Source organism: Rhodococcus koreensis, from assembly GCF_900105905.1.
GTDB classification, from domain to species: Bacteria; Actinomycetota; Actinomycetes; order Mycobacteriales; family Mycobacteriaceae; genus Rhodococcus_F; species Rhodococcus_F koreensis.
The window spans coordinates 3,463,116-3,490,087 of sequence record NZ_FNSV01000005.1 but is presented as its reverse complement, the minus strand read 5'-3'; the positions used below and the strand labels follow the sequence as shown (position 1 = coordinate 3,490,087).

The following is a 26,972-nucleotide window of genomic DNA, read 5'->3' as shown; positions in this document are numbered from 1 at the left end:
TTCACCACACGAGCACGGGTTTGATCACCGTCCCCGCAGCCTGATCGGCGACGGCGCGGTTGATGTCCTCGAACCGGTACTCGGTGACGAGACGGTCGAACGGGAACCTCCCCTCGGCGTGCAACGCCAGCAACTGCGGAATGAACTGCTGTACGGACGAATCGCCCTCGACGCAGCCGCGGAGGGTCTTGCCGTTCAGCATCAGGTCCTGAATGTTCACCGCCACTTCGGGTGTGCCCAGTCCGACGACCACCGCGCTGCCTCGCGCCCGCAGCGACGACAGCGCCTGACCGATGACGGCGGGGATCCCCGTCGTGTCCAGGGTGTGGGTGGCGCCGCCGCCGGTCCCCGCGCGGATCGCCGCGACGACGTCCTGCGTCCCGGGATCGAGCGCGACCGCACCGAACTCCGCCGCGAGCGCACGCCGCGCGGGCACCGGATCGACCGCGAAAATTGTTGCGACACCTTTTGATCGGGCGGCGAGCAGCGCAGCGAACCCGACGCTGCCCGCGCCGAAGACGACCACACTCGAATCGCTGCCGGGCCGGAGCACGTTCAGTACCGCACCGGCACCCGTCTGGAACCCGCAGCCGAGCGGCGCCGCGGCGGCCAGGTCGACGGACTCGTCGACGACGACGATGTTGTCGGCCGTCGCGAGAACGTGGTCGGCGAAGCTGGACTGGCCGAAGAAGGCGGCGCGCACCGGTTCGCCGTTCCGGGTGACGGTGGCCGAACCGTCCACACGCCTGCCCGAACTGTTCAGGCGGTGCGCGTCGACGCAGTACGCCGGACCCGCACTTCGGCATTGGTCGCAGTCACCGCAGTGGCGGTAGCTGAGAATCACATGATCGCCGGGCGCTATCCCGCTCACGCGTGCCCCGACGTCGACCACGATCCCGGCACCTTCGTGCCCGAGGACGGCCGGACCGGCGGCGGTGGGGAGTGCCGCCTTGGTGACGAGGTCCGTGTGGCACAGGCCGGTGGCGACGACCCGCACCAGAACCTCGTCCGCGCGGGGCTCGTCGAGTTCGACCGTCTCCAGCGTGAACGGAGACTCGGGACCGAGGGAGAGCGCTGCGGTGACCTGCATTGGGGCTCAGTCTCTTTCGAGCAGGAAGTAGTAGTGCCTGCCGCCGTCGAGGACCAGTGCGGACTTGCCGTTCATGATGCCCATGAGGGTCGAGTCGTCGACCTTCTTGAAGTGATCGAAGATGGGGGCGCCGTCGTACACCATGGTGGCGGCGACCTCGCCCCGGAACTCGATGTTCCACAGACTGGCCTCGCCGTTGCCGCCCTCGACGTCGGAATAGAGGTTCCCGTCCGCGTCCCGGCAGATCAACGGTTTCGCGTCCTCGAGGGAGTGGAACGTCTTTCCGTGCCAGCGGCCCGCGACCAGCTTGTCGTGCAGGCGGTGCCCGGTGGCGAAGTCGTCGCCCTTCCAGCTGCCGAGGATGTCCTCGGCCCGCACGGTGTCGAGCGCCGCCCACACGGCGTCGAGTTCGTCGGGGGAGACGCCGGCGTCGCGCTGTCGAAGCTCGTGGAACGTGCTGCGGGCCTGATCGATGTTCATGGTCGTACCTCGGGTTCTCGTGCGGACGGGAAGGTCGAAGAGTTTCCGAACCAGATTGTTCGTCAACTGCGCACGCTACGCCGAACCAAATGGTTCGGCAACGGGCAATTTAGGATGTCGGCATGCGATCAGCGGGAGAAGCCACGCGCGACCGGATCCTCGCCGCGGCCAAGGACGAATTCGCCCGCTACGGAGTCGCCGGGGCCCGGATCAACCGCATCGCGGAGGCGGCCCGGGCGAGCAAGGACCGCCTGTACGCGTACTTCGACAGCAAGGAAGCGCTGTTCGACGCCGTCATCCAGCAATGGATCGTGGAGACGACGGAGCAGACGGCACTGCGGGGCGACGATCTGCCGGGGTATGCGGGCCGCTTGTTCGACGACTACGTGGCGCACCCCGAGAACGCACGGCTGCAGGAGTGGGCCGACCTCGAGATGCGGGAACAGATCGCGGACAGCGACGCGCGGATCGTCACCCTGCGGCCCAAGGCCGCCGAGATTCGCCGAGGGCAGCAGGAGGGGTTCGTCGATCCGTCGTGGAACGCAGGCGAACTACTGCTCGTGATCACCGACGTCGTCCGATCGCTGGCCACCGCGCCGGGCGGCAAGAAGTCAGGGGAACGCACGGTGGCGCAGCGGCGGCAGACCGCCGTCGAGGCCGTTCGGCGGTTGATCCGGGTGTCCCCGGTGGAGGACGCGCCGCGCCGCGGGTGAGTGCCGCTCAGCTCCGCAGTAGCGCGTTGAGTCGGGCGGCCTGACGCGTGAGGTGGTCTCGTTCGGGGAGATTGGGCGCCTTGTCGGCCGCCTCCGCGTAGAGCCGTGCCGCCGTTGCCAGGTCGCCGTCCCGCTCGCGGAGATACGCCGCGACCGCGGTGTGACGGGGCAGTGCGTCGTCCAGCGCCGCGAGTGCGGCCAGCCCGGCGCGCGGGCCGTCGGCCTCGCCGACCGCGACGGCCCGGTTGAGGCGGGCCACCGGGCTGTCGGTGAGGTGCACCAGTTCGTCGTACCACTCGACGATCTGCACCCAATCGGTCTCCTCGGCCGTCCGGGCGTCGGCGTGGAGCGCGGCGATGGCGGCCTGGGCCTGGAATTCGCCCAGGCGGTCGCGGGCCAGGGCCGCCTGGAGGATGTCGACGCCCTCGGCGATCAGACGGGTGTCCCACAGGCTGCGGTCCTGCTCGGCGAGGGGTACGAGGCTGCCGTCGGGGCCGGTCCGTGCCGGGCGCCGCGCGTGGTGAAGCAGCATGAGCGCGAGCAGACCCGCGACCTCCGGATGGTCGATCGCGGCCGCGAGCTGACGGGTGAGCCGGATCGCCTCGGCGGCGAGGTCGACCTCGCCGGAATACCCCTCGTTGAACACCAGGTAGAGCACCCGCAGCACCGTGGCGACATCGCCGGGCTGGTTGAACCGGACGCCCGAGACGGTCCGCTTGGCCCGGCTGATGCGCTGGGCCATCGTCGCCTCCGGAACCAGGTAGGCCTGCGCGATCTGACGCGTCGTCAGGCCGCCGACCGCGCGCAGCGTGAGCGCGACGGACGATGCCGGTGTCAGGGACGGGTGCGCGCACAGGAAGTACAGCTGGAGCGTGTCGTCGACCGCCTCGGCCGGTCCGGGCACCGGCTCGGCCTCGATGCGTTCCTCGCGCTGCCTGCGGGAGGAGTGGGCGCGGGCGGTGTCGAGGAACTTCCGCCAGGCCACGGTGACCAGCCAGCCCTTGGGATCCCGCGGCGGGTCGTCCGGCCACACGCGCACGGCCTCGACCAGGGCGTCCTGCACGGCATCCTCGGCCTCCGCGAAGTCGGCTCCGCGGCGGACGAGGATCCCGATCACAGCGGGGGTGAGGGTGCGCAGTGCCGCCTCGTCCACTGGCGAACCTCCTTGGTGAGGTACGGCCCATTGTGGCCGTGTTCACTGCGGGGACGGAGCCGGCCGCGGATTCTCGACATCCCGCGACCAAGGTGAGCACGTCGCCGGGTCGACGGGTGGTCACATGGTGACCACTCCGCCGCTCCGAACGCGTCTATCGCACTACCTGACCAGGATGAACCGGTCAGGACGGTGCCCCCAGTAGGGCTCGAACCTACGACCTGCGGATTAAAAGTCCGTAGCTCTACCAACTGAGCTATAGGGGCGCGGGGCCAGAGTCTAGTGCGCAGACGGTGACCGAGAGAACAGCACCCCCGGCACGGCGCGCCGTGCCGGGGGATGGAAGTGGTCGGCTCGGGTGCGCACCCCCTGCAGCGCACCCGAGCCGACCCAAATTATACCACTTGGTGTGTTTTCGGCGGCGGTCCGATTTCGGGTCAATAACGGGCGCAGGGTTTGTTTTATGGAAGTTTTCATGATCTAAAGACTGCTCTGTTGGTTCTTTCAAAACGGGGATACTGTTATGTATGGCTCCAAGCTCGCCCCTGCAGGGCGAAAAGCGGGGGTTACTACATTTGGGAGAGGGATTCACCGTCATGGCACGTCAGCAGGAGCGTGCGCGACGCACTCGCGCTGCACTGGTGGAGTCGGCCGCGATCGAGTTCGCGAAGCGCGGCTATGCGGCGGCGTCGGTCAACACGATCCTCGAGGGCTCGAACGCCACCAAGGGGGCGATGTACTTCCACTTCCAGTCAAAGGAAGAACTCGCCCGCGCCGTCCTCCAGTCCGGGGTGGAGCAATTCACCGCCCTGACCGACAGGTGGACGAGTCGCACGGACATCGGGCCCTTCGAGGCGCTGCACGGTTTCGTGATCGACCTGGCGAAGCTGTTTCATTCGAGCGTCATCGTGCGGGCCGAGTTCCGGCTGATCGTCGAACCCGAGTTCTACCCGGACGTGCAGTCCGGTGGCTCGCAGGTGTGGGGGCGCACCGCGCGCGCGTTCGCGATCCGCGCCCAGCGGGACGGGTCGCTGCGCGCCGATGCCGACCCGGAGAAGTTCACCCGGGTCCTGGCGGCCTCTCTCGCCGGCCAGCGGTACATGTCCGACATGACCGCGCTGGAGGGCGACCTCGGTACACGGTTCGTCGAATCGCTCGAAGTGATCCTCGCGGCGATGGCTTCACCCGAATGGCTGGAGAAGTTTGCGCGGGACGGATGGCCGGATTCCGGGTCAGAACTGCCCGATTCGTAGTCTGACCTGGCGATTTGGGAAATTCTCGATCCGTGTCCTAAGCTATCCAAGCTCCCAACGGAACGCCGTTGAGGTACTGGTTCGGAGAAATCCGACGGGCCCCCTTCGTCTAGCGGCCTAGGACGCCGCCCTTTCAAGGCGGTAGCGCGGGTTCGAATCCCGTAGGGGGTACGTTTGACCGGTGTCGAGCATGCGGTATGGTTCGACGGCAGTAAAGTGACACGCAGTAACGCTCTACACTTGTAGAGCACAGCAGGACAAGCAAGGCCCTGTGGCGCAGTTGGTTAGCGCGCCGCCCTGTCACGGCGGAGGTCGCGGGTTCGAGTCCCGTCAGGGTCGCAAGTGTGTTGCCGATACACGGTATCGGCAACACAATGCGATAGGCATTCGGTTCGGGTGCCGTCCGGCCAGGTAGCTCAGTTGGTACGAGCGTCCGCCTGAAAAGCGGAAGGTCGCCGGTTCGATCCCGGCCCTGGCCACCACGATTCACAGAAACTCCGTTGTCGAGAACGTCGACAGCGGAGTTTTTTCGTTCCCACCCCACGTGAGTGCCAAAGTGTGGGGGACCACACTTTGGCACTCACGTGGGGCTACCGTCGCGCGACGCCGGCGAAGTGACTGTCGCTAGGCTGACGTCCATGAGCACTGCTGAAGAGCCGCTGACGGCGGGCCGCGACGGGCTGTTGTCGTTGCTCCGCAACGGGCAGCTGCCCTCGCGCGGGGCCAAGGCCCCGCAGCGGGAGCGTTACCAGCGGATCGTCGCCGCGGCGATGGAACTCGCCTCCGAGGGCGGGTACGACGCCGTGCAGATGCGCGCCATCGCGGATCGGGCGGGCGTCGCGCTGGGCACCGTGTACCGGTACTTCCCGTCGAAGAACCACATGCTGGTGATGGGCCTCCTGATGGTGTTCGAAGGCATGCGGTCCCGGTTCGAGAACGTCACCATCCCCGGCGACACCCCGTCGGAGCGGATCCTGTTCGTGCTCCGGAAGAACACCGAGGTCCTCGAGAAGGACCGGCCGCGGTACGAGGCCCTGGTGCGTGCGTTCATGTTCGCGGACGCGTCGGCCTCGGCCGAACTGGATGCGTTCGGCGCCCTGATGACGGAGATGTTCGCCAAGACCATCGGTGTCGAGCAGATCTCCGACGACCAGTTGAACGCCATCCGCGTGATCGGCGACGTCTGGATGTCGAGCCTGGTGTCCTGGGTGGCCGGCCGCATCTCGGTGGACGAGGTGATGGCGCACCTGGGGCTCGCGGTTCGTCTCGTGTTCCGCCGCCTCGGCGGCTAGTCGTCAGCCGACGCGCCCGAAGTAGGCGTCCCGGATCACCGCCCTGTCGTCGATCTCGCCCGCATCCGCGTCCATGACGACGCGTCCGACGTCGAGGACGGTGACGTGATCGGCCACGCTCATCGCGGCGTCGACGGCCTGCTCGACGAGGAGCACCGCCAGCCCGGCCTCCTTGAGGGTGTTCACGCGTTCCATGACCTCGCCGACGATTACGGGCGCCAGCCCGCCGGACGGCTCGTCGAGCAGTAGCAGGGTGGGTTTCGCCATCAGCGCCTGCCCGATCGCCAGCATCTGCTGCTGCCCGCCGGACATCGCACCGGCGAGCAGGCCGCGTTTCGCGCCGAGGACGGGGAACAGGTCGTAGATCCGCTCCACCTCCTCGCGGACGGCGGACCGTCTCATCCTGCGGACGTACCCGCCGAGAATCAGGTTCTGTTCCACGGTCTGCCGGTGGAAGACCCGCTTCCCCTCCTGCACGTAGGCCATTCCCTGGCGGACCCGCCGGTGCGGCGCCACCTTCGCGATATCGCGGCCGTCGAACTCGATCGTCCCGGCGGACACCCTGTTCAGCCCCGAGATGGCACGCAGGGTGCTGGTCTTCCCCGCACCGTTCCGGCCGAGCAGTGCGGTGACCTTGCCGGGCCACACGTCGAGCGAGACGTCCCACACCACCCGCAGGTCGCCGTATCCGGATTGCACGTTCCGCAGGCTCAGCAGCGGTGTTGCAGTCTGATCGCTCATGAGGTCGCCTCTCCGGCCAGTTCCGTGTCCTCGGCGACGACGCCGAGGTATTCGCTGAGTACGCGAGGGTTGTGTTCGATCTCGGACGGTGGACCTTCGGCGATCACGCGGCCCTGAGCGAGCACGACGATGGTGTCGGCGAGTGCCAGTACCAGGCGGAAGTTGTGCTCGACCAGCACGATCGTGCAGCCTGCGTCGCTGAGTTGACGGATCAGGCCGGCAAGGCGCTCCACTTCGTCCTCGTCGAGGCCGGACGCCACCTCGTCGAGCAGCAGGACCCGCGGTGCGGCGACCACCGACCGGGCGACCTCGAGCAGCCTCCGCATTCCCAGGGGGAGTGCGGTTGCGGTCTCGTCGCGCAGGTGCGACAGCCCCACGACGTCGAGTGCGCGTTCCGCCTCGGCGATGTCGGCGGCGCAGACCCTGTGATGACGGGGAAGCCGCAGGACGGTCGAGAGCATCGAAACCCGGTCGGTGCTGTACCGACCGGAGGCCACCGCCTCGAGGACGGTGACACCGTCGGGGATGTCGGGTGTCTGGAACGTTCGGGCCACGCCGCATCCGGCGACCCGTTCCGGCGCCTTGCCCTGGACCTCGGTGTCACCGATCAGGATTCGACCGCTGTCGGGGCGGTAGAACCCGCAGATCATGTTCAGCATCGTGGTCTTGCCCGAGCCGTTCGGTCCGATCAGTGCGGTGATGCTGCCCGGTTCCGCTCGCAGCGATGCGTCGTCGAGTGCCTGGTTGCCGCCGAAGGCCTTCGAGATGCCGTCGACCACGAGCACCCGACCCGGCATCGGGTCCATCGCCGATCGATCCGTGCCTCCGGGGCGGGCGTGTGTTCCACGGCCGGTCAGGCCCGCCGCGCGGTCCAACCGTGCCGCGGCCTGCTTGGCGACCTTCGCGAGGCCACCACTGAGGAGGACGCCGCCGAGGATCAGGAATCCGCCGTAGAAGACGAGGGCGTACTGCTGGAACTCGGACGACTGGTTCGGGCCGAGTTGCATGATCGCCGCCCCGACCGCCGCGCCGTAGACGCTCGTCGCGCCCCCGAGGATGCACGCCGCGAGAACTGCTGTCGCGAACGTGAATCCGAACGCTTCGGGGGAGACGTACATGTCGATGTTCGCGAACAGGGCGCCCGCGAGGCCGGCGGGGAACGCGCCGATCGCATAGCCGAGAAGCTTCATCCGGAACACCGAGATGCCCACCGAGGACGCGAGGACGGGGCTCTGTTTGAGGGTGCGGAACGCAATGCCGTGCCGGGAGGCCACCAGGTTGCGCAGGACCGCGAACCAGAGGATCGCGACGATGACGACCACCATGTAGAACCGGTCGGCGTCGATCGCCTCACCGAACAGGGTGGCCGGTTCGATCCCGCTGAGTCCGTTGCGGCCGCCGGTGGTGTCGCCGAAGACGGCGATGATGTCCGGCACGAGGAGAACGAGGAAGAACGACGTCATCGCCAATGACCAACTGCCGAGCCGCAATCCCGGGATTCCGGTGACGATGCCCACCGCGAGCGCCACCAGCCCCGAGGCGGCCAACTGCAGCACGATGTCCGTGTATCCGGCGATCGACATGAGCCCGGCGGTGTACGCCCCGGCCGCGTACATCGCGGCCTGGCCGAGCGCGAGTTCCCCCGCGTAGCCGAGGCTGAGATTGAGGCCGCTGACGACCAGCGCGAGGATGCAGGCGAGTTGCACCTGCCGGGACAGCGCGAAGCCCAGACCGAACTCCGGCAGGAACAGCACGAGGAGGCCGACGGCGAGCGGGAAGAGCCAACCGGGGGCCGATCGAATCAGGCGCCACAGAGCCATTGCTTACACCACCCGTTCCCGCGTCCGGCCGAACAGTCCGGCCGGACGCACCATGAGGATCGCGATGAGGACGACGAAGACCGCGATGTTGCTGTACTGGCTGCCCAGGTCGAGAGCGACGAACGACTCGACGAGTCCGACGGTCAGGCCGCCGACCAATGCGCCGGGGAGCGAGCCGAATCCGCCGATGGCCAGGGCGACGAAGCCCTTGATCGCCAGCGCCGAACCGAGGGTGGCCACCGCGAACGTCTTGGGACCCACGAAGAGCCCGAGGAAACCGGCGAGCGCTCCGGAGAAGGCGAACGCACCGAGGGCCAGCGCCCGGACGTTGACACCGCGCAACAGGGCGGCTTCGCGGTCCTCGGAGATGCCCAGGAGGGCGAGACCGGTCAGGGTCCGGGTGCCGACCCGGCCGAGGACGACCACCAGCACGACCGCCAGAATCAGCAGCACGATCTCGACCGGATACGTGCGGCCGCCGAGGACCGTGATCGGGTCGTTCGAACCGAAGAACGGGACGGTGAGCGGTTCGCTTCCCCAGATCAGCTGCGTCGCACCGTTGATCAACGTCGCGGCGCCGAGCGTGGTGACGAGCTGATTCTGGTGATCACGGACCGGCCGGACCGCGACGATCTCCTCGATCCCGGCCAGGATCATCACGGCGACCGTGGCCGTCACCGCGACGACGAGGATGGGCAACTTCAGGGTGACCAGGCCGGTGTAGGCGACGAAGGTGCCGACCATCATCAGCTGGGCCTGAGCGAAGTTGAACGTGTGGGACGAGATGAAGACGATGTTGTAGCCGATCGCGACGAGCGTGTAGACCGCCCCGAGCGCGAGGCCAGACCAGACTATGGTCACCGATATCTCCTGTGGGTGGGTGTCACGCGCTCGGGTTTCCGTACTGGCCGTTCAGGAGTGGGCTCGGCGGCACGAACTTGTACGCTTCGTCTCCCGGTTTCGACGCGTGCGAGTCTGCCGAGAAGTGATAGGACGGCGAAAACGCGGTCTCGGCGCCGTCGAGGACTTCCTGGTTCTCGAGCGCCTCGGCGAGGGCTTCGGGATCGGACGAGGAGCCGGCCTTGTTTGCGGCGGCCACGACGAGGGGCAGTGCGTCGTAATTGTCGGCGAGGATCAGCGTCGACGGGATGTCGCCCATCGCCTTCATGTTGTCGACCATCGTGTTGACGGCGGTGTCGTTCGCGTCGTAGACCGTGCTCGACAGCACGTGCATGACCAGGTTCGCCGTGGCCGGAGTGCCGAGCACGCCTTCCGGTGCAGCCTTCGAGACCAGCGACGTTCCCGCGACCGACGTGTTTCCGACGAGCGGGATGTTCCAGTCGAGCCGCTGAAGGCTCGCGAGGAGGTATCCGAGTGGTGCCCCGTAGGCGTCCACGACGAGCGCCTGCGTGCCCCGGTTCTTGAGCGATTGCAGTTGTGCCGTCATGTCGAGTGCCGCGGTGTCGTACTCCTCGGATCCGGTGCTGCTCACCCCCGCTTCGCTCAGCGCGTCTTCCATCGCCTGTCCGAACACTTCGCCGTAGGCACTACTCCCGTGGACGACGCCGACGGACTGGTATCCCTTGCCCTTGATGTATCGCGCGATGGTCTCGGCATTCTCGGCCGGTCCCGAGGCGAGGTCGAAGTTGAGCGGGTACTTCTCCGGATTCGCCGAATCCTCGGTGGGTCCGATGTTGAACGAGAGGATCTTGTTCTGCGCGAGGATCGGCAGTGTCGCGGTGGTGATGGTCGACGGACCGGAATTGAGGAAAAGGTCGGGCTTCTTTCCCGATGCGATGGCCTCCCGCAGTTTGGACACGGCCGTGGTGGCGTCGCCGGCGTCATCGACGACGGTGATCTCCACTTGGCGTCCGCCGACGCCGCCTGCTCGGTTCACGGCCTCGGCGCTCGCCTTCGCCGCGAGCACGGACGTCTGCGCGTTCGCGGCGAGCGCGCCCTGCCCGCTGATTCCGCCGGTCACGAGCACCCGGTAGGGGCCGCCGGCGGCGTCGGCGTCGTCTGCGCCCGCCCCGGAACACCCGGTGAGCGCGAGTGCGGTCGCGGCGAGCGCCGCTGTGAGAGCTGAGGATCGAATTCGCATGGGCGCCCCTTTAACGTAAGCAAGCAAGTGCTTGGTTCGGCAAAAGGTAGCAGAACTAACGGTCGATGTCCGCGGAATGTCTCACTCGGCGGGAGGATTTCGCCCGGAACGTGCCGAACTCAGCGAAACGACTGCCGGATCACCGGTTCTCGCCGTTCGAGGATGGTGGCGGTGTGCTGCCGGACCATCGTGTCGAGGTGCTCACCCTGCGGTGCGAGCCAGAAGTCGCCGCGGTCGATGCCCGCGAAGACCAACTCCGCGAACGTGTCTGCGTCGAGTCCGTCGGTGTCGAGCAATTCGCGCATCTGCGTGACCATCCGATCGACGGCCGGATGGGAGACGGTCCCGAACGGGTTGTCGAACACGGATGTGACGACGGGCCCGGGTGCGAGCACGCTCGCGGACACCGGGGCGTCGATCATGCTCAACTCCATCTGCAGGCATTCGGTGATCGCGACGACCGCGAATTTCGATGCGCTGTACGGCGACATCATCGGACCGGGCGCGAAACCGCCGACCGACGCCGTGTTGACGACGCGGCCGGCGCCGCCCTGATCGAGCATCCGCGGAACGAACGCGCGGATTCCGTTGACGACGCCCGTGATGTTGACGCCGAGTGCGGCGTCCCAGTCGGATTCGCCGAGTTGCCAGAGGAATCCGGCCCGCATGATGCCGGCGTTGTTGAAGAGCAGGTCCACCCGGCCGAACGAGTCGAACGCGAGTTCGGCCAGGGCGTGGACGGATCGGGAGTCGGACACGTCGGTGACGCAGGTGAGGGCGCCGCCCAGGTCCGCGGACGCACGGTCCAGTGCGGCCGCGTCGATGTCGGCGAGCACCACGGCCATGCCGCGGGCGTGCGCATGCCGGGCGATCCCCGCACCGATTCCCGAGGCCGCGCCGGTGACGACGACAACCTGCTTCTCATCTGATTCCGGTTCCGTCACGGCTCGACGGTAGGACCGTCGACGGCGGCCTCGGCCCGGCCCTCTCGCTCAGCGGGAGGGATTCACGTGCCGCGACCCCACAGTGGTTCGAGGTCGGGGCCCTCCTCGCCCTGTTGCGCACCCCGGAAGCGCACCGCGAAGACGATCCAGCCGATGGCGGCCATCAGCAGGAAGCTGACCAGCCGGTAGACGACGATCGCGGACACCGCTTCGGAGCCGGCCATTCCGCTGGCGGTCAGGGCGGGCACCAGCACGGCGTCCATGACACCGAGCCCGGCGGGCAGGAGTGGGATGGCCGAACCCGCGGCGTTGCCCGCCGCGTACGCGACGGCGAGCCCGGCGAATCCGGGATGGGCGCCGACCGCGTAGCACGCGAACGCGAGGCACGAGGCGTCTGCGATCCAGTTGAACAGCGACCACCCGAACGCGCGGGCCGTGTCGCGGCGATCCATCCGGACGGCGCTCATCTGGTCGACGATGTGCTTCCACTGGCGAACCCCGGTCAGCGGAGGCTTCTTTCGCAGCGCGTTGACGCCGCGCAGCGCGGTGATGCCCACGCCCTCGAGTGCGTCGGGTCGTGACGCGGCGTACTGGGCCACGACGAGGAAGGCGCACAGGCCGCCGAACGTGAAGATCAGCGAGAACGGGTTGGTCTTGGCTCCGACGAGCAGTGCGCCCGCGAGTCCGACGAGCGCCAGGCCGATCGCCTGAAGGACGCCGGCCATCACCAGTTGCCACGTCGCGATCACGGGCGACGCACCCCAGAGCCGCGTCTGCCGGTACGTGAACGTCGTCGCGAGCACCGGGCCGCCCGGCAGCGTCACGCTCATCGAGTTGGACGCGAACGTCACCGCCAGCGACTGCCGCTGCCTGATGTGCACACCCGCGACCCCCAGCAGGCAGCGCTGCACCCGGGCGAAGCTCGACACCGACGCCAGCGACGCCACGACGGCCGCGGCCACCCAACCCCATTTCAGGTCGCCGAGGTTCTGGACGCTCTCGGACAGGTCCGGCCAGATCAGGACGATCTCCACCGCGAGCACCACGACGAGCAGGCCGCCGATCACCCATTCGACACGACGCCTGCGGGGCGTCGGGCGGGTGTCTTCGGCGTCAGTCATACGCGTCCATTACACATGGCGGGTGATCAGACCGTGTATCCGCCGTCGACGTCGAGCTTCTGCCCGGTGACGAAACCGGCCCGGTCGCCCGCGAGGAAGCAGACGGCCTCGGCGACGTCGGCGGCGGTGCCGAACCGGCGTAGCGGTATCCGGCTCATTGCGGCGTCGAGTGCGCGTTGATCGAGTTCTTCGGAGGTGATCAGCCGCTCGGCCATGCCGTCGGTGAGCATCCCCGGGCCCACCGAGTTGAAGCGGACGCCGTAGCGGCCTTCCTCGGCGGCGAATCCCTTGACCAGTTGTTCGATCGCGCCCTTGGTTCCCGGGGAAAGGCCGTCGCGCACCGGGAAGCGGCTGGTGGCCGCGGTCGTGACGGCGACGACGCAACCGGAGGCGTCCCGCAGCGCGGGCAGGGCGGCCTTGACGACGGTGAAGAACGCGACCGCCTCCTGCTCGAGGTGTTCGGCGTAGTCCCGGGGAGCGACCTCGGACAGGTGGATCATCGGGACGTGCGGTCCGGCGGCGTGGACCAGGATGCCGAGGCCGCCGAAGTGTTCGACGGTCTGCTTCACGACGCTCGCGACGCGCGGCTGGTCCGTGAGGTCGGCGGAGAACGCCTGTGCGGCGACGCCGCTGCCTTCCAGTTCGCCGACGAGGTCCGCGGCGACGTCGGCATTGGACCGGTAGGTGATGGCCACGTCGTGGCCGAGGGTCGCGAGTTGCCGTGCGATGGCGGAGCCGATGCCGCCGGTGCCGCCCGTGACCAGTGCGGCGCAGCGATTTCGAGGGGTGCTGGTGGCGGGTGTCGCCATGAGGAACTCCAAGCGTGTGAGGGAATCGCGTCCCTAACCTAGCAACTGCTTGGTTTCGGTGTGCGGGGAACCGTGCACCGAAGCCGAGCGCAGCCTTGCCTGGCTATCCGACCAGGCCTTTTCGTCTTAGCCTGAACGCATGTCAGCGCAGAACGCCGAGCGGGCCGAGCCCTCGCGGCACCCCGACGAGCCGCACGCACCCAGTCTGGCGAGCCGCCTCAACTGGTTGCGGGCCGGTGTCCTCGGCGCCAACGACGGCATCGTGTCGACGGCCGGTCTGGTGGTCGGGGTGGCGGCGGCCACCACCGAGCGATCGGCGATCTTCACCGCCGGATTCGCCGGTCTCGCGGCCGGGGCGGTGTCGATGGCGCTCGGCGAGTACGTCTCGGTGAGCACCCAGCGTGACACCGAACGTGCGCTGCTGTCGAAGGAGCGTCGCGAACTCGCCGAGACCCCCGACGCCGAGTTCGAGGAACTCGTCGAGATGTACGAGGACAAGGGGCTGCGGGACGAGACCGCCCGGACGGTCGCCCGCGAACTCACCGATCACGATGCGTTCGCCGCCCACGTGGACGTCGAACTGGGCATCGATCCGAACGATCTGACCAACCCCTGGCAGGCTGCGGGATCCTCGGCGCTCTCGTTCACGCTCGGCGCATTCGTCCCGCTGCTCGCGATCCTCTTACCGCCTGTGCACCTGCGGATTCCGGTGGCGTTCGTCGCAGTGCTGGTCGCGCTCGTCCTCACGGGCACCGTCAGCGCGGCCCTCGGCGGCGCCCGGCGCACCAGGGCGGTACTCCGCGTCGTGCTGGGTGGGGCGCTCGCGATGATCGTCACCTACGGGATCGGTCAGCTGGTGGGGACGAGCATCTCCTAGCCTCGCGACCGTCACTCGTTCCGGCAGATCATGACCGGGCAGGTGGCGTGGTGGAGCAGATTCTGACTCGTCGAGCCCATCAGCGCGCCGAGCAGCGGTCCCCGGCCGTGGCTGCCGACGACGATCAGCTGGGCGTCGGCCGAGTGCCGCAGGATGACGTCCGCGGCGGCGCCCTGCTCGGCCACCCTGGTCACGGACACGTCCGGGTATCGTTCCGCCTCGCCCGCGAGGCCCTCGGAGAGCAGGGCCTGCTCCTCCTGCTGCACGGCATCCCAGTCGACGAGCAGGCCGGTGCCGCCCGCACCGGGGGAGCCCTGCCAGGTGTGGACGGCGCTCAGGGGCGCCTCGAAGAACGACGCGAACTCGAAAGCGTGGGCCACCGCGTCACCGCTGAGGTCGCTTCCGTCGACCCCGACCACCACCGGACGCTGGTCCGGCGCGGTGACCTCGCCCCGGAGGACGGTCACCGGGCAGGGCGCGCGGTTGACCACGTGCAGCGCCGTCGAACCGACCAGCACCGAACGGAACGCGCCCGCTCCCGTGGACCCGAGCACGATCAACCGCGCCCAGTCGGCGGCCTCGAGCAGCGCGGTGCCTGCCGGGCCGGGACTGATGGTCGTCTCGATCTCGAGACCGGGGAACTTCGGCCCCAGCAGCCTCTTCGCCGTCCCGATGATGGCTTCGCCGTCCTCGCGCAGCTGACTGAGGAACTGCGATTCCAGCATGATCGCCGCCGGGCTGTACAGCGGACCGTCCTGCGGCAGTGCGTGCACGAGCGACAGCGTGGCACCCCACTTCGACGCGACTGAGGCACCCCACAGGGCGGCGGCGGTGGAGGCGTCGGATCCGTCCAGGCCGACGACGACGGAATGACTGGCGGGTGTGCTCACGTCCGGATCCCTTCGCTCACGCTGGTGGGTACTCCCCGACTGTGCCTTACTTCCAGACTTTTCGGGCCACCTTCTTCGCGCTCTTCCACTCCGGTTTCAGATCGGCTGCCAGTGCGTCGCCGCGGTCGAGTTCACGCTGCAGCAGCATTCCGAGGCCCAGGCTCGACTCGGCGGAGTGCTGATCCTCCGCGACGGCCGCGAGGATGTGCTCCCGTGCGACGACGGCGTCCTGGTAGTCGCCGAGTACGTCCTGAAAGCCTTTGAACTTCTTCTGCGCGCGGGCGGACGCCTTCGGTGTCAGTGACCGCGTCGACTCGATCGCATAGCGCAATCGTTTGGCGCGCTTACGCGCTCGGTGCGTCAGTTCGTCGCGCTCGGCCCGGATGGTCGCGGCCGCCGCCTTCCCCACGCGCCCGTGGACGGACTTCGACAACGTGCGCAGGGTTTTCGCGACGGTCTTCTTCGACGGACCCGAGCCCGCCGACGACTCGACGGCGGCGAGGAACGTGTCGAGCCCGGCGAGCAGGTCGAGGTAACGCTGCGAGTTCAGGGCGGCCAGCGCCCCGGGCCGGGCCGCCGCGGCGAGTCCCGAGAAGTATTCGTCGAGACGCGCCCGCACGACCTCGCGGTCGGGTATCTCCTCGGCGTCACCCAGCCGATCCACGAGCCGGCTCCACTGCACCTCGGTGTCCCGCGCCGGGCCGAGGGCCTGGCCGACCCAGCGGAGTTCGGCGATCAACTCGTCGACCGTCTCCTGGTCGCGCAGGCTGGACCCGTACACCTGGAGAATGCTCCGGATCCGCCGGGCCGACACCCGGAGGTCGTGGACGGACTCCTCGAGGTCGCGCCGCACGCCGAGGTCGGCCGTCACGAGAGAATCCTTCTGCTCGGCCAGATACTCCAGCAGCAGCGTCCGCGGCGCGGACCGCTTCTTCCCGCGCACGGGGGCCGGGGTGCCGCCCACCGCGTCGCCGAGTGCCCGCCGCAACTTGGACGGCGCGTCCGAGCGGGTGATTCCGGCATCGGTCAGCCGGGAGTCTATGGCATCGAACAGCTTTCGGTCACCGGCCGCGAGTTCGACTTCGATCTCCCGCCACACCCGCTCGTCGGTTCCGGTGCCCGTCTCGGGTACGGCGGCGATCACGACATCCGACACGACCTCGGCGAGCGTCGTGCCCGCCGCGTCCACGAGCCGTTGCCGCTCGCGGTCGGTGCTGATGAGCGCGACCGGGTTCAGGGCGGCGCCCCGGGTGAAGGCCGTGAGCAGTTCCGCGAACTCGCGGGGCACCTCCGTTTCGGGGTGCTCGGGGTCGGGTGCCAGCTGCAGCTCGGTCCGCTCGTCCGCGCCTGCCGGGATCTTCAGATGCCAGCCGGCGTCGTCGCCGCCTTCCCGGCGGCGGAGCGTGATTCCGGAGCGGAGCAACAGCAGTTCACCCGTGTCGTAGTACAGGGCGGACAGCTGGACGGTGTCGCGCCGCGGCTCACCGTCGACGCCCGGAAGCCCCGACAGCGCCGGGAGCTGCTGCTCGGATGTCGCTTCGTACTTGCGTTCCACTTCGGAGACGGACGTCGCGGTACTCATGTCACCATCCTTCCGGCTGAGCGGGCCGGGCGAAAGAAGCCGAGGTCACAGCGGCCAGTCGAGGCTCCGGAGGCTCGCGAAGCGTCGTGTGACGCCGGAGCAGGGGTCGACGAACTCGACGGAACGGGACAGCAGCCGCAGCGGCGTCGAATAGTCGTCGGCGGCAACGTCGTAGAAATCGGGATAGAAGTTGTCGCCGTGGATCGGGATGCCGAGCGAACTCATGTGCACCCGCAACTGGTGCGTCTTGCCGGTGTGCGGAAGCAGCCGGTACCGGGCCGCGTCGCCGTGGACCTCGAGCAGTTCGATCCGGCTCTCGCTGTTGGCGGGACCGTCCACCTCGTACGCCTTCAGGACCCCGCGTTCCTTGACGATTCGACTGCGGACCGTGGCGGGCAGCGGGAGATCGGGGTCGTAGCGGGCGACGGCCTCGTACTCCTTGGTCACCCGGCGCTGATCGAACAGCGACTGGTAGTCGCGCCGGACCTCGCGCCGCACCGTGAAGATGAGCACCCCGGCGGTCAACCGGTCGAGCCGGTGCGCGGGTGTCAGTTCCGGGAGGTCGAGGTCTCGGCGCAACCGGACCAGCGCCGACTCGGCGACGTACGCGCCGCGCGGGGTGCTGGCCAGGAAGTGGGGTTTGTCGACGACGAGGAGATTCTCGTCGCGGTGGAGGATCTCGATCTCGAACGGCACCCGCTTCTCGACCGGCGGATCCCGGTACAGGTACACGAATCGGCGGGGCGCGAACGGCGTGGACTCGGTGATCGGCTGCCCGCGCTCGTCGACGACTTCGGCCGTGTCGACCTTCTCGCGCAGGCGGGTCTCGTCGTGCGGAAAGCGTGCGACGAGGTATTCGAGCACGGTGGCCCACGTGCCGGTGTCCGGCATCCTCAGCCGCGTCGGGTTGAGGCCGTCGCGGACGGGAAGTGGGGCGTCGGGCACGTTCGTCACGGTAGTCGAGTGGCTGGGAAAACCCGTCGTTGACCGCGGGGGGACTCATGGTTACTATCCGGTAAGTTTGTGACGCGGGCCACCCTGATGGTCGCTGAGGCGCGTCATCGGAGGATTTTCACGGGGGTCGTGGTGATCGTGCGTCGACGGGCGTTTCGTCCGGGTGCGGTGGCAGTTGCTCTTGCGGTGGCGGTGGGTCTCGCTGTCGTTCCGGCGGTGACGGCGTCGGCGGATCCGACGGGGGGAGTGGCGGGCGCCGCGTGGAACGCCGTGGTCGACGCGCCCCCCAAATATCCGGTGATCGCGATCGACTGGGACGTCCCCATCACGATGACCGACGGAACGGTGTTGAAGGCCAACGTCTATCGCCCCGCGGACGCCTCGGGCACGCCGATCGACACGAAGATGCCGTCGGTCCTCAATGTCACGCCGTACACGAAGCTGGTCGGCAACCTCGTCGATTCCGTGCTGGCGGTGCCGGGGCTCGAGGACACGGTCGTCGATCTGGTGAACTCCTTCGATCTCGCCGGAACGCCGCTCGACGGCGTCGGGGAACTGGCGAAGGTGCTCACCGGCGGCGGCATGCGCGTGTTCGGCGTCAACCGCGACCTCGTCCGGAACGGATACACCCAGGTGGTGGTCGATGCGCGCGGCACCGGCTTCTCCCAGGGCGAATGGCAGGCGCTCGGTCCGCTCGAGCAGCAGGACTCCGTCGAGATCATCGACTGGATGAGCAGGCAGGGGTGGTCCGACGGCAAGGTCGGGATGGCGGGCGTGTCCTACTCGGGAATCAACTCGCTGCAGGCCGCGGGGCATCGGCCACCGGCGTTGAAGGCGATCTTCCCCACCGAACCGGGCAACGACCTGCTCCGCGACATCGTCGGGACGGGCGGTGGTCTCGGCGTGGGATTCATGCCGCTGTGGCTGTCACTCGTCAACGGTCTCAAGTTCGTTCCCGACGTCCAGGCGCTGGCTCAGGGGAACTTCGACGAGCGGTGGTTGCAGGACCGGTTGCGCGATCCGCTGACCCTGTTCCCCGCACTCATCCAGGCGATGACCGCGACGCAGATCGGCGATCTCGACCCCGGCACGCTGCGGGTGGCGCAGGACGGCCAGTTCTACGAGGAGCGGAAGGCGCAGGCGGGGAACATCGACGTGCCGACCATGCTCTACGGCGCCTGGCACGACATCTTCGCGAACAGCGAACCGCGGGTCTACAACGACATTCCGCTGCCCGCCGGGGAGAAGCAGCTGATCATGAGCGACGCCTACCACGTTTCGTTCGGGGGCGGCTTCGGCGAGCCGGGTGCGCCGCCGCGACTCGACGTCCTCGAACGCGCGTGGTTCGACAAGTGGCTGAAGGGCATCGACAACGGCATCGACGAGTACGGCCCGGTCACGCTGTATCAGCAGGGCAACGGCTGGACCACCACCGATCAGTTCCCGCGGGCCGGTGTCGACTACCAGCGGATGTACCTGTCGGGTGCCCCCAGCGGCACCGCCGGGCACGCCGCCCACGACGGCAGCCTGGTGCCGGCGAAACCCGGCGACGCGGCGCAACTCACCGTCGCACCCGGACTCCGCGGGCTCTGCTCCCGCGACGGAACGCAGGGCACCGCCGGCGCGGCCGTCGTCTTCGGATCGGTGTGCAGCAAGGACTCCCGCTTCAACGAGGCCGAGGGCCTGACGTTCACCAGTGCCCCCGTCACGCAGCCGACGGAACTGTCGGGTCCGGTCAACCTGCACCTCGAAACCGTGCTGGACGCGCCGGACGGATTCTGGGCGGCGACGCTGAACGACGTCGCACCGGACGGCACGTCGACCCCGCTCACCAACGGTGCGCTCACCGCTTCGATGCGGGCGGTGGACGATTCGAAGAGCACCAAGTCGGCGAACGGCGACTACACCGAACCGCACCACTCTCTGACGGTGGCCGCGCGGCAGCCCCTGGTTCCGGGTGAAGTGACGCCGGTCGACATCAACTTCGTGCCCACGGACGCGGTCCTCGCGCCGGGGCACCGGTTGCGCGTCGACGTGTACGCGGGCAGCGTTCCCCGGTATCTGCCGCTCGGACCGATTCTGGCCGACAGTCAGCTGAAGCCGCAGCACGTGGCGTTGTCGCCGGACCGGCCGAGCTTCCTCAATCTGCCGCTGGTCGGGGCGCAGACGTGGTGACGGGTTCACGACGCGTCCCGAGATCCGTAGGGTTGACGGCATGACCAAGTGGACAGCTTCGGACATCGTCGATCAGAGCGGCCGTACGTTCGTCGTCACGGGCGCCAACAGTGGTCTGGGGGAGGTGGCCGCGCGGGCCCTGGCCAAGGCGGGAGCCCACGTCGTGCTGGCCTGCCGCAACACCCACAAGGGTGAGGTGGTCGCGCGGTCGATCGGCGACAACGCCGAGGTGCGCCGTCTCGACCTGTCCGACCTCGCGTCGGTGCGCGAGTTCGCCGCCGGCGTCGATTCCGTCGACGTGCTCGTGAACAACGCCGGGGTGATGGCGGTTCCGCAGCGAAAGACGGCCGACGGATTCGAAATGCAGATCGGCACAAATCATCTCGGGCATTTCGCGTTGACCGGACTGCTGCTCGGCAAGATCACCGATCGGGTCGCCACGATGTCGAGTGCGGCACATCAGGCGGGAACGATACATCTCGACGATCTCAACTGGGAACACCGCAAGTACAACCGCTGGAGCGCGTACGGGCAGTCGAAACTCGCGAATCTGCTGTTCACGTACGAATTGCAGCGCAGGCTCGCCGCGGCGGGGTCTCCCGTCACAGCGGTGGCCGCGCACCCCGGCTACGCGTCGACCAATCTGCAGGCGCACACCGAGTCGGTGCAGGACAAGCTGATGGCGGTCGGCAACCGGATCTTCGCGCAGTCGGCGGAGATGGGGGCGCTGCCGATGTTGTTCGCGGCCACCGCCCCCGGCGTGATCGGCGGAAGTTACATCGGGCCGGACGGCCTGTTCGAGCAGCGTGGCCACCCGAAGGTGGTGGGCTCCAACAAGAAGTCGCGGGACGAGCAGACCGCGAAGGGGCTGTGGTCGCTGTCGGAGGACCTGACGGGCGTCGAGTACAGGTTCGGGTGACCCGACGCCCGCGCAGGATGCTCAGTCTTCGGTGACCTCGAGGGTGACGTCGACGTTGCCGCGGGTGGCGTTGGAGTACGGGCACACCTGATGTGCCTTCTCCGTCAGTTCGAGTGCCTCCGCGCGCGGCAGGTGGGGGAGGGACACCTCGAGGGTGACGGCGAGGCCGAATCCGCCGCCGTCCGTGGAACCGATCCCGACGCGGGCGCCGACGGCCGAGTCGGCGATGTTGGCCCCGGCCTGACGGCCGACGAGCTGGAGCGCGGAGTGGAAGCAGGCCGCGTATCCGGCGGCGAACAGCTGCTCGGGGTTGGTGCCGTCGCCGGACCCGCCCATCTCGGTGGGGATGGCGAGGTTCAGGTCGAGCCGGCCGTCGGACGTGCGGGCGTGGCCGTTGCGGCCTTCCCCGGTTGCGAGGGCTTCGGCGGTGTAGACGATCTTCATGGTTACTTCTCTCCTGTAGGGGTTTCGAAACTGTGGAGCGATTCGGTGAGGCGCGACAGGGTGTCGCGCAGGGCGACGAGTTCGCCGACGCCCATGCCCGTGGAGCGGGCGAGTTCGGTGGGGATGCCCTCCGCGGCGGTGCGGAGGCCCGCGCCCTTCTCGGTGAGGTGGATCCCGACCCGGCGTTCGTCGGCCGACGAACGCCTTCGTTCGACCAGGCCCAGCGCGTCGAGCCGCTTGAGCAGTGGCGACAGGGTTCCGGTGTCGAGATCGAGGGCGTCGCAGATCTCACGCACCCCGCGGCCGTCCTGTTCCCAGAGCACCAGCAGCACGAGGTACTGCGGGTAGGTCACTCCCAGCGAGTCGAGCATCGACCGGTATCTCGCCGTCATCGCCCGGGAGGCCGAGTACAGCGCGAAGCACACCTGGCGGTCGAGGGCGAGGTTGTCGGTCACCCATGAATAGTTGCACACAACTAGGTTGTGCACAACCAAAAGGTCGATACCGGTGGTTGCCCTACACTGTTGGCCAGTGACACGGGGTGCTGCCCGGCGAAGATCCGGGCGGCTGAGAAGACACCCGTCGAACCTGAACTGGGTAATGCCGGCGAAGGGATGTCGCGGAGACGGCCGTATGCGCTCATCCGATGTCTCGTCGCCGACCGAACGGAAGGTGACAGCAATGCAGCTCGACAAGCAGATCGTCCTGGTGACCGGCGGTGGCCGGGGACTCGGTTCCGCCATCGTGCGCTCGTTCGCGGCGCAGGACGCGCGGGTGGTCGTGAACTACCGCAACAGCCGGGATGCGGCGGAGGAACTCGCGGCATCCCTCGGTGCGGACCGCGCGGTCGCCCTCGGGGCCGATGTCACCGATGCCGCGCAGGTGGCGGCACTGTTCGCCGCCGCGGAAGAGCACTTCGGATCGCCGGTGACCACCGTGATCAACAACGCCCTCGCCGACTTCTCCTTCAACGGCGACGCACGCGAGAAGGCGGACGTCATCACGTGGGAGGCCTTCGACTCGCAATTGCGCGGCAGCGTGCAGGCGACCCTGAACACCACGCAGGCCGCGCTGCCGGGCATGCGCGCGCTCGGGTTCGGCCGCATCGTGAACATCGGGACCAACCTGTTCCAGAACCCCGTCGTCCCGTACCACGACTACACGGCCGCCAAGGCCGCGGCACTGTCGCTGACCCGCACGCTCGCCGCCGACCTCGGACCCGACGGCATCACCGTCAACATGGTCTCGGGCGGGTTGCTCCGCACCACCGACGCGAGCGCCGCCACCCCCGACGAGGTGTTCGACCTCATCGCGGCGAGCACTCCGCTGCAGCGGGTCACCACCCCGGACGAGTTCGCCGACGCGGTCCTGTTCTTCGCGTCCCCGTGGTCGCGTTCGGTGACCGGCCAGAACCTCGTCGTCGACGGCGGACTGGTCAAGGACTGACATGAGCGACGCCCGGCAACTGCACTTCAACGCGTTCCTGTTCGGCTGCGGGCACCACGGCGCCGCATGGCGGCACCCCTCCTCGCAGGTGGAGCGGCTCAGCGACATCGCCTACTACGAGGAACTGGCGCAGACCGCGGAGCGGGGCTGCCTCGACGCGGTGTTCTTCGCCGACGGGCATTCGGTGCGCGACCCCGCGTCCGGGGGCATGTGGTTCCTCGAACCGCTCACCGCGCTGTCCGCGATGGCACGGGCAACCGAGCGGGTCGGTCTCGTGACGACCGTGTCCACCACCTTCTACACCCCGTTCCACGCCGCGCGGATGCTGGCGTCGCTCGATCACATCAGCGGCGGTCGCGTCGGCTGGAACGTGGTGACGTCGATGTTCGACGCCGAGGCCCGCAATCACGGTCTCGAGGAGATGCCGCCGCACGACGACCGCTACTCGCGGGCCGCGGAATTCGTCGACGTGGCACTCGCGCTGTGGGATTCGTGGGAGCCCGACGCGCTCGTCCTCGACCGGGAGGGCATCTTCGCGGATCCGGCCAAGGTGAACCCGATCGGGCATCGGGGCAAGCATTTCCTCGTCGACGGCCCGTTGACCGTGCCGCACTCGCCGCAGGGGCGCCCCGTGCTGTTCCAGGCGGGCGCGTCCGACCAGGGCCGCGACCTGGCCGCCCGGTGCGCCGAGGGCATCTACGCAGTCGCCTACGACCTCACGGCCGCGCAGAGTTACTACGGCGACGTGAAGCGTCGCATCCGCGCCGCGGGCCGCGACGCCGACGCGGTGACCGTGATGCCCGGTCTCGTCACCTACGTGGGCTCGACCGCCGAGGAGGCGCGCCGGAAGAAGGCGGAACTCGACGCGCTCCTGCCCGTCGAACAGTCGCTGGCGCAGTTGTCGATGTTCGTCCAGCAGGACTGCAGCGCATGGGAACTGGACGCACCCGTTCCGGCGCTGCCACCGCTGTCGGAGTTCACCGGACCGCAGGGGCGGTACGACACGATCCTGCGGATCATCGAGAAGGACCGTCCCACCGTGCGGTCGCTGCTGGGCACGCTGGCGGCAGGCGGCGGGCACTGCACCATGATCGGCACCCCGGAATCGATCGCCGACGAGATCGAGGTGTGGTTCCGCGGCGGCGGCGCCGACGGCTTCAACCTGATGCCGCCGCTCTACCCGAACGGGCTCGCGGACTTCGTCGACGAGGTCGTCCCCGTCCTGCAGAGGCGTGGGCTGTTCCGCGCGGAGTATGAGACAGCGACCCTGCGCGACCATCTCCGGGGTCGCCGGTAGTTGCCACCACAAAGAACACAACCTTCTCTAAGTACGCAACAGTGACTGTGAGCGTCCCTCCCCCCGACACTGGCTGTTATCGCGATCACATCGCGGTGCAAGCTCGGACGAGGAGTGGCAATGCTGGTAGCACTCGGCTTTCTGATGGTGGCCGTGTTCATGTTCTTGATCATGTCCAAACGGGCCACTCCCGTGGTCGGGCTGATCGCCGTCCCGGTCGCATTCGGCATCGCGGCCGGGGCGGGTCTCGGCATCGGCGACATGATCACCGACGGGATCAAATCGCTGGCCCCGACGGCCGCGTTGCTGTTCTTCGCGATCATCTTCTTCGGGATCATGATCGACGTCGGCCTGTTCGACCCGTTGGTGAAACTCATCCTCCGGCTCGTCCGCAACGACCCCATGCGGCTCGTCGTCGGCACTGCGGTCCTCGCGATGGTGGTGTCGCTGGACGGTGACGGATCCACGACGTTCATCATCGTCACGTCCGCGCTGTTGCCGCTGTACATGAAGCTGAAGGTCAGCCCCGTCGTGCTCACGGTGGTCGCCGGCCTGGCCAACGGCGCGATGAACATCGTCCCGTGGGGTGGGCCGACGGTCCGGGCCGCCTCGGCGCTGGGCATTTCGCCGTCCGACGTGTTCGTCCCGATGATCCCGTCGCTGGTGGTCGGTCTTGTCGTCGTCTTGCTGTTCGCCGTGCAGCTCGGCTACAGCGAACGCCGCCGCATCGGCACACTCGAACTCACCGACGAGCGTCTTCTCGTCTCCGCCGGCTCCGGCCTCCGCCGCTCCGCCTCGGGCTCGGGCTCCGGGGGCAGCGGTGACGCACCCCGGACGGGTGGCGGTTCCGGCGACGCCGGTTCGGACGACGGCCAGGGCTTCGTCGACGGCCTCGACCCCGAGCGGCCCACGCTGCGACCGAAGCTGTTGTGGTTCAACATGCTCGTGACCGTGGCGCTGCTTGTCGTGCTCGTGATGGACGTGCTGCCGATTCCGGTGCTGTTCATGGTGGCCGCGTCGATCGCGCTGACCGTCAACTTCCCGCGGGTCAAGGAACAGCAGGAAGCGATCACCCGGCACTCGTCGAGCATCGTCTCCGTCGTCGCGATGGTGTTCGCCGCGGCCGTGCTCACCGGCGTGTTCCAGGGCACCGGAATGGTCGAGGCGATGGCGCAGTGGCTGCTCGAGATCATCCCCGCCGCGCTCGGACCGCACCTGGCGGTCATCACCGGCATCCTGAGCCTGCCGTTCACGTTCTTCATGAGCAACGACGCCTTCTACTTCGGCGTCATGCCGGTGCTCGCCGAAACGGCGTCCACGTACGGCATCGAGCCGGTCGAGATGGCCCGCGCCTCCATCACCGGCCAGACGTTCCACATGCAGAGCCCCCTCGTCCCGGCCATCCTCCTGCTCGTGACCCTGGCGGGTGTCCCGCTGGCGGACCATCACAAGAAGGTGCTGTGGCGCGCGGCGCTGGTGTCGCTGTCGATGCTGGTGGTCGGTGTGGTCCTCGGGCAGATCCCCTGGTGACCTAGTCGTCCCCCGGTGACCTAGTCGTCGGAGTCGGAGTCGGTGTCGGTGGCGGGCCCCTCGAGGGTTGCGCCACCTTCGCCGCTCCAGTCGGCGCCGGAACCCTTGTCGTCCTCGGCCGGATCGGACATCACGTCTTTGTCCGCGCCGGGGGCGCCGCTGTCGGTGCTCGTGGTCTTCGGTCCGGAATCGTCCTTCGGTGTCATGTCCGACGGATACCCCGACTCCGGGGTGCGCCAATCAGACGCTCGCGGGTCTGCACGTCGAAAGCTCTGTCGGGGATTGGCAGGTGAACAATACTTCGACGTAGTGTTCCCCGGGTTATCGACGATGAAGGAGTGGAACTGTGGCGCGCAAAGTTGTTGTCGAACGCATCGACGACATCGACGGAACTCCGATCAAGAGCGGTAAGGGGGAGACCATTCCGTTCTCAGTCGACGGCGTCGACTACGAGATCGATCTGAAGCTCAAGAACGCCAGGGAATTCCACAAGACTCTCGACTTCTACATCGAGCATGCGACTCGGGTCGGGGGAAGGAAGCGCCGGTCGACCACTGCGGTGGATCCGTCGCAGGGGCGTGGGCAGGCGAAGGAAATCCGGGAATGGGCGACGGCGCAGGGCTATGAGTTGTCCGCGCGCGGACGTATTCCCGCCCAGATCGAGGAAGCGTACAACGCGGCGCACTGAGACCGCGTCGTCGCGGGTGGTCGAACGACGCCCCCAGCCGCCCCCGACCGGGCCGGCTGGGGGCGGTCTTCGGACGCAGCCGTCAGTACCGTCGCGCTGCGTGAAACGACATGGAGTTCAAGGCCACTCGCGTGACCGGTCGTCCCGGGGCGGGGGCGTGGACGACGGTGTCGTTGCCCGCGTAGATCCCGGCATGGCCGCCACCGTAGAAGAGGACGACGTCACCGGGCTGCAGGTCGTCCCGGTCGACGGCGGTTCCGTGCAGGAGTTGCTCGTGGGTGGTGCGCGGAACCGATACGCCCGCCTGTTTGTACGCCCACTGGACGAGGCCGGAGCTGTCGAAGGCGCGGTGGTCGCCGGCGCCGCGGGTGCAGGCGATGCCGATTCTGGTGGTGGCGGCGCGCAGGGCGTGGCGTCCCGGCCGGACCGGATCGGCGCGAAACGTCTGAACCAGGTGAAGTCCGTGGTTTCCGGTGTGGGGGTTCATGCCGTCGGTACTCCAGTGCGCTCGGTGTGGTGTCGCGTCTGCGGGGCGCGCTCTGATTACAGGGTGGCCCCGACACGGGCCGGACGCACCGGCCGAATTACCCGGATATGTGCCTGTCTTCCGTTCATTTGTCGCCGGGTTCGAGGTCCGGCGCCAAAATTATGCG

General features: G+C 68.2%; 27 protein-coding genes, 4 tRNA genes and 1 riboswitch. Of the genes, 13 read left to right on the top strand and 18 right to left on the bottom strand.

Translation table 11 applies throughout. The annotated features are described in order from the left end of the window. Window position 1 precedes the first annotated feature (1 nt). Window positions 2–1,090, bottom strand: a complete 1,089-nt coding sequence (locus tag BLV94_RS20415; RefSeq protein ID WP_072943061.1) for an NAD(P)-dependent alcohol dehydrogenase — start codon at window positions 1,088–1,090, stop codon at window positions 2–4. Window positions 1,091–1,096: 6 nt separating this feature from the next. Then, window positions 1,097–1,570: a DUF4334 domain-containing protein gene (locus tag BLV94_RS20410; RefSeq protein WP_072943063.1), complete on the bottom strand. Its 474-nt coding sequence runs from the start codon at window positions 1,568–1,570 to the stop codon at window positions 1,097–1,099. A 122-nt stretch (window positions 1,571–1,692) separates the two neighbouring features. On the opposite strand from BLV94_RS20410, the gene BLV94_RS20405 reads away from it, so the two are divergent. Then, window positions 1,693–2,283, top strand: a complete 591-nt coding sequence (locus BLV94_RS20405; RefSeq protein WP_072943065.1) for a TetR family transcriptional regulator — start codon at window positions 1,693–1,695, stop codon at window positions 2,281–2,283. 7 nt (window positions 2,284–2,290) lie between these two features. On the opposite strand, the gene BLV94_RS20400 is transcribed toward BLV94_RS20405, so the two are convergent. Beyond that, complete coding sequence (locus tag BLV94_RS20400; protein ID WP_072943067.1) at window positions 2,291–3,436, bottom strand: RNA polymerase sigma factor; 1,146 nt, start codon at window positions 3,434–3,436, stop codon at window positions 2,291–2,293. A gap of 193 nt (window positions 3,437–3,629) precedes the next feature. Next, window positions 3,630–3,702, bottom strand: a tRNA-Lys gene (locus BLV94_RS20395). A gap of 330 nt (window positions 3,703–4,032) precedes the next feature. Between BLV94_RS20395 and BLV94_RS20390 the strand changes: the two genes are divergently transcribed. The 5 genes from BLV94_RS20390 to BLV94_RS20370 all read left to right on the top strand — a co-directional run bounded on the left by BLV94_RS20390 (window position 4,033) and on the right by BLV94_RS20370 (window position 5,981). Continuing rightward, entirely contained in the window at window positions 4,033–4,689 is a 657-nt protein-coding gene (locus BLV94_RS20390) for a TetR/AcrR family transcriptional regulator (RefSeq protein WP_072943069.1), read from the top strand. Between the two features lie 98 nt (window positions 4,690–4,787). After that, window positions 4,788–4,860, top strand: a tRNA-Glu gene (locus tag BLV94_RS20385). Window positions 4,861–4,954: 94 nt separating this feature from the next. After that, window positions 4,955–5,028, top strand: a tRNA-Asp gene (locus tag BLV94_RS20380). A gap of 66 nt (window positions 5,029–5,094) precedes the next feature. Continuing rightward, a tRNA-Phe gene (locus BLV94_RS20375) sits at window positions 5,095–5,171 on the top strand. Window positions 5,172–5,327: 156 nt separating this feature from the next. Beyond that, on the top strand, window positions 5,328–5,981 hold the full coding sequence (locus tag BLV94_RS20370; RefSeq protein WP_072943071.1) for a TetR family transcriptional regulator: 654 nt from the start codon (window positions 5,328–5,330) through the stop codon (window positions 5,979–5,981). A gap of 3 nt (window positions 5,982–5,984) precedes the next feature. On the opposite strand, the gene BLV94_RS20365 is transcribed toward BLV94_RS20370, so the two are convergent. The 7 genes from BLV94_RS20365 to BLV94_RS20335 all read right to left on the bottom strand — a co-directional run bounded on the left by BLV94_RS20365 (window position 5,985) and on the right by BLV94_RS20335 (window position 13,517). Then, window positions 5,985–6,722: an ABC transporter ATP-binding protein gene (locus BLV94_RS20365; protein ID WP_072943073.1), complete on the bottom strand. Its 738-nt coding sequence runs from the start codon at window positions 6,720–6,722 to the stop codon at window positions 5,985–5,987. After that, a complete protein-coding gene (locus BLV94_RS20360) occupies window positions 6,719–8,542 on the bottom strand; it encodes a branched-chain amino acid ABC transporter ATP-binding protein/permease (RefSeq protein WP_072943074.1) in 1,824 nt (607 codons plus the stop codon). Before BLV94_RS20360 ends, BLV94_RS20365 begins: the two co-directional genes overlap by 4 nt. A 3-nt stretch (window positions 8,543–8,545) precedes the next feature. Continuing rightward, window positions 8,546–9,403: a branched-chain amino acid ABC transporter permease gene (locus BLV94_RS20355; RefSeq protein WP_072943076.1), complete on the bottom strand. Its 858-nt coding sequence runs from the start codon at window positions 9,401–9,403 to the stop codon at window positions 8,546–8,548. 22 nt (window positions 9,404–9,425) lie between these two features. Further along, window positions 9,426–10,643, bottom strand: a complete 1,218-nt coding sequence (locus BLV94_RS20350; protein WP_072943077.1) for an ABC transporter substrate-binding protein — start codon at window positions 10,641–10,643, stop codon at window positions 9,426–9,428. A 119-nt stretch (window positions 10,644–10,762) separates the two neighbouring features. Beyond that, a complete protein-coding gene (locus tag BLV94_RS20345) occupies window positions 10,763–11,587 on the bottom strand; it encodes an SDR family NAD(P)-dependent oxidoreductase (protein ID WP_072943079.1) in 825 nt (274 codons plus the stop codon). 62 nt (window positions 11,588–11,649) lie between these two features. After that, window positions 11,650–12,708 (bottom strand): lysylphosphatidylglycerol synthase transmembrane domain-containing protein, encoded by a 1,059-nt coding sequence (locus BLV94_RS20340; protein WP_072943080.1) that lies wholly within the window; start codon window positions 12,706–12,708, stop codon window positions 11,650–11,652. A 26-nt stretch (window positions 12,709–12,734) separates the two neighbouring features. Continuing rightward, on the bottom strand, window positions 12,735–13,517 hold the full coding sequence (locus BLV94_RS20335) for an SDR family NAD(P)-dependent oxidoreductase (protein ID WP_072943082.1): 783 nt from the start codon (window positions 13,515–13,517) through the stop codon (window positions 12,735–12,737). 139 nt (window positions 13,518–13,656) lie between these two features. On the opposite strand from BLV94_RS20335, the gene BLV94_RS20330 reads away from it, so the two are divergent. Continuing rightward, window positions 13,657–14,394 carry a VIT1/CCC1 transporter family protein gene (locus tag BLV94_RS20330; RefSeq protein WP_072943083.1) on the top strand — a complete coding sequence of 246 codons (738 nt, stop codon included), beginning with the start codon at window positions 13,657–13,659 and terminating at the stop codon, window positions 14,392–14,394. Between the two features lie 11 nt (window positions 14,395–14,405). On the opposite strand, the gene BLV94_RS20325 is transcribed toward BLV94_RS20330, so the two are convergent. The 3 genes from BLV94_RS20325 to BLV94_RS20315 are packed head-to-tail and all read right to left on the bottom strand — an operon-like array spanning window position 14,406 to window position 17,811. After that, entirely contained in the window at window positions 14,406–15,284 is an 879-nt protein-coding gene (locus tag BLV94_RS20325) for a universal stress protein (protein ID WP_072943085.1), read from the bottom strand. Between the two features lie 46 nt (window positions 15,285–15,330). Beyond that, the gene (locus BLV94_RS20320) at window positions 15,331–16,866 is read right to left on the bottom strand and encodes a CYTH and CHAD domain-containing protein (protein ID WP_072943087.1); all 1,536 of its coding nucleotides are present in this window, start codon (window positions 16,864–16,866) and stop codon (window positions 15,331–15,333) included. A 45-nt stretch (window positions 16,867–16,911) separates the two neighbouring features. Continuing rightward, on the bottom strand, window positions 16,912–17,811 hold the full coding sequence (locus BLV94_RS20315) for a pseudouridine synthase (protein WP_072943167.1): 900 nt from the start codon (window positions 17,809–17,811) through the stop codon (window positions 16,912–16,914). Between the two features lie 96 nt (window positions 17,812–17,907). On the opposite strand from BLV94_RS20315, the gene BLV94_RS20310 reads away from it, so the two are divergent. Next, the gene (locus BLV94_RS20310; protein ID WP_083395923.1) at window positions 17,908–19,995 is read left to right on the top strand and encodes a CocE/NonD family hydrolase; all 2,088 of its coding nucleotides are present in this window, start codon (window positions 17,908–17,910) and stop codon (window positions 19,993–19,995) included. 40 nt (window positions 19,996–20,035) lie between these two features. Beyond that, entirely contained in the window at window positions 20,036–20,914 is an 879-nt protein-coding gene (locus tag BLV94_RS20305) for an oxidoreductase (protein WP_072943089.1), read from the top strand. 21 nt (window positions 20,915–20,935) lie between these two features. Here BLV94_RS20305 and BLV94_RS20300 read toward each other — a convergent pair whose 3' ends face one another. Together BLV94_RS20300 and BLV94_RS20295 are read right to left on the bottom strand one after the other, a co-directional pair. After that, window positions 20,936–21,358, bottom strand: a complete 423-nt coding sequence (locus BLV94_RS20300) for an organic hydroperoxide resistance protein (protein ID WP_072943091.1) — start codon at window positions 21,356–21,358, stop codon at window positions 20,936–20,938. A 2-nt stretch (window positions 21,359–21,360) separates the two neighbouring features. Further along, complete coding sequence (locus BLV94_RS20295; protein WP_072943171.1) at window positions 21,361–21,813, bottom strand: MarR family winged helix-turn-helix transcriptional regulator; 453 nt, start codon at window positions 21,811–21,813, stop codon at window positions 21,361–21,363. Window positions 21,814–21,885: 72 nt separating this feature from the next. Continuing rightward, window positions 21,886–21,990: riboswitch (TPP riboswitch) on the top strand. 49 nt (window positions 21,991–22,039) lie between these two features. On the opposite strand from BLV94_RS20295, the gene BLV94_RS20290 reads away from it, so the two are divergent. The 3 genes from BLV94_RS20290 (at window position 22,040) to BLV94_RS20280 (ending at window position 25,631) form a co-directional block, all read left to right on the top strand. Continuing rightward, window positions 22,040–22,804 carry a 3-oxoacyl-ACP reductase gene (locus BLV94_RS20290; protein WP_072943172.1) on the top strand — a complete coding sequence of 255 codons (765 nt, stop codon included), beginning with the start codon at window positions 22,040–22,042 and terminating at the stop codon, window positions 22,802–22,804. 1 nt (window position 22,805) lies between these two features. Beyond that, the gene (locus BLV94_RS20285; protein ID WP_072943093.1) at window positions 22,806–24,101 is read left to right on the top strand and encodes an LLM class flavin-dependent oxidoreductase; all 1,296 of its coding nucleotides are present in this window, start codon (window positions 22,806–22,808) and stop codon (window positions 24,099–24,101) included. An 84-nt stretch (window positions 24,102–24,185) separates the two neighbouring features. Continuing rightward, window positions 24,186–25,631, top strand: a complete 1,446-nt coding sequence (locus BLV94_RS20280; protein WP_338051557.1) for a CitMHS family transporter — start codon at window positions 24,186–24,188, stop codon at window positions 25,629–25,631. A gap of 20 nt (window positions 25,632–25,651) precedes the next feature. Here the strand turns inward: BLV94_RS20280 and BLV94_RS20275 are convergent, their stop codons facing one another. Next, complete coding sequence (locus BLV94_RS20275) at window positions 25,652–25,837, bottom strand: hypothetical protein (protein ID WP_072943097.1); 186 nt, start codon at window positions 25,835–25,837, stop codon at window positions 25,652–25,654. 140 nt (window positions 25,838–25,977) lie between these two features. On the opposite strand from BLV94_RS20275, the gene BLV94_RS20270 reads away from it, so the two are divergent. Continuing rightward, a complete protein-coding gene (locus tag BLV94_RS20270; protein ID WP_015888735.1) occupies window positions 25,978–26,319 on the top strand; it encodes a histone-like nucleoid-structuring protein Lsr2 in 342 nt (113 codons plus the stop codon). An 82-nt stretch (window positions 26,320–26,401) separates the two neighbouring features. On the opposite strand, the gene BLV94_RS20265 is transcribed toward BLV94_RS20270, so the two are convergent. After that, window positions 26,402–26,806, bottom strand: coding sequence for a C40 family peptidase (locus tag BLV94_RS20265; protein ID WP_072943098.1), 405 nt, complete (start codon window positions 26,804–26,806; stop codon window positions 26,402–26,404). Window positions 26,807–26,972: the final 166 nt, after the last annotated feature.

Bases quoted from the DNA above. Each gene is read 5' to 3' on its own strand.
- BLV94_RS20330 (WP_072943083.1), top strand. From the start codon at position 13,657: ATGTCAGCGCAGAACGCCGAGCGGGCCGAGCCCTCGCGGCACCCCGAC.
- BLV94_RS20370 (WP_072943071.1), top strand. From the start codon at position 5,328: ATGAGCACTGCTGAAGAGCCGCTGACGGCGGGCCGCGACGGGCTGTTG.
- BLV94_RS20405 (WP_072943065.1), top strand. From the start codon at position 1,693: ATGCGATCAGCGGGAGAAGCCACGCGCGACCGGATCCTCGCCGCGGCC.
- BLV94_RS20350 (WP_072943077.1), bottom strand. From the start codon at position 10,643: ATGCGAATTCGATCCTCAGCTCTCACAGCGGCGCTCGCCGCGACCGCA.
- BLV94_RS20265 (WP_072943098.1), bottom strand. From the start codon at position 26,806: ATGAACCCCCACACCGGAAACCACGGACTTCACCTGGTTCAGACGTTT.
- BLV94_RS20320 (WP_072943087.1), bottom strand. From the start codon at position 16,866: ATGAGTACCGCGACGTCCGTCTCCGAAGTGGAACGCAAGTACGAAGCG.
- BLV94_RS20360 (WP_072943074.1), bottom strand. From the start codon at position 8,542: ATGGCTCTGTGGCGCCTGATTCGATCGGCCCCCGGTTGGCTCTTCCCG.
- BLV94_RS20300 (WP_072943091.1), bottom strand. From the start codon at position 21,358: ATGAAGATCGTCTACACCGCCGAAGCCCTCGCAACCGGGGAAGGCCGC.
- BLV94_RS20305 (WP_072943089.1), top strand. From the start codon at position 20,036: ATGACCAAGTGGACAGCTTCGGACATCGTCGATCAGAGCGGCCGTACG.
- BLV94_RS20410 (WP_072943063.1), bottom strand. From the start codon at position 1,570: ATGAACATCGATCAGGCCCGCAGCACGTTCCACGAGCTTCGACAGCGC.
- BLV94_RS20290 (WP_072943172.1), top strand. From the start codon at position 22,040: ATGCAGCTCGACAAGCAGATCGTCCTGGTGACCGGCGGTGGCCGGGGA.
- BLV94_RS20415 (WP_072943061.1), bottom strand. From the start codon at position 1,090: ATGCAGGTCACCGCAGCGCTCTCCCTCGGTCCCGAGTCTCCGTTCACG.
- BLV94_RS20285 (WP_072943093.1), top strand. From the start codon at position 22,806: ATGAGCGACGCCCGGCAACTGCACTTCAACGCGTTCCTGTTCGGCTGC.
- BLV94_RS20390 (WP_072943069.1), top strand. From the start codon at position 4,033: ATGGCACGTCAGCAGGAGCGTGCGCGACGCACTCGCGCTGCACTGGTG.
- BLV94_RS20365 (WP_072943073.1), bottom strand. From the start codon at position 6,722: ATGAGCGATCAGACTGCAACACCGCTGCTGAGCCTGCGGAACGTGCAA.
- BLV94_RS20340 (WP_072943080.1), bottom strand. From the start codon at position 12,708: ATGACTGACGCCGAAGACACCCGCCCGACGCCCCGCAGGCGTCGTGTC.
- BLV94_RS20310 (WP_083395923.1), top strand. From the start codon at position 17,908: ATGGTCGCTGAGGCGCGTCATCGGAGGATTTTCACGGGGGTCGTGGTG.
- BLV94_RS20275 (WP_072943097.1), bottom strand. From the start codon at position 25,837: ATGACACCGAAGGACGATTCCGGACCGAAGACCACGAGCACCGACAGC.
- BLV94_RS20335 (WP_072943082.1), bottom strand. From the start codon at position 13,517: ATGGCGACACCCGCCACCAGCACCCCTCGAAATCGCTGCGCCGCACTG.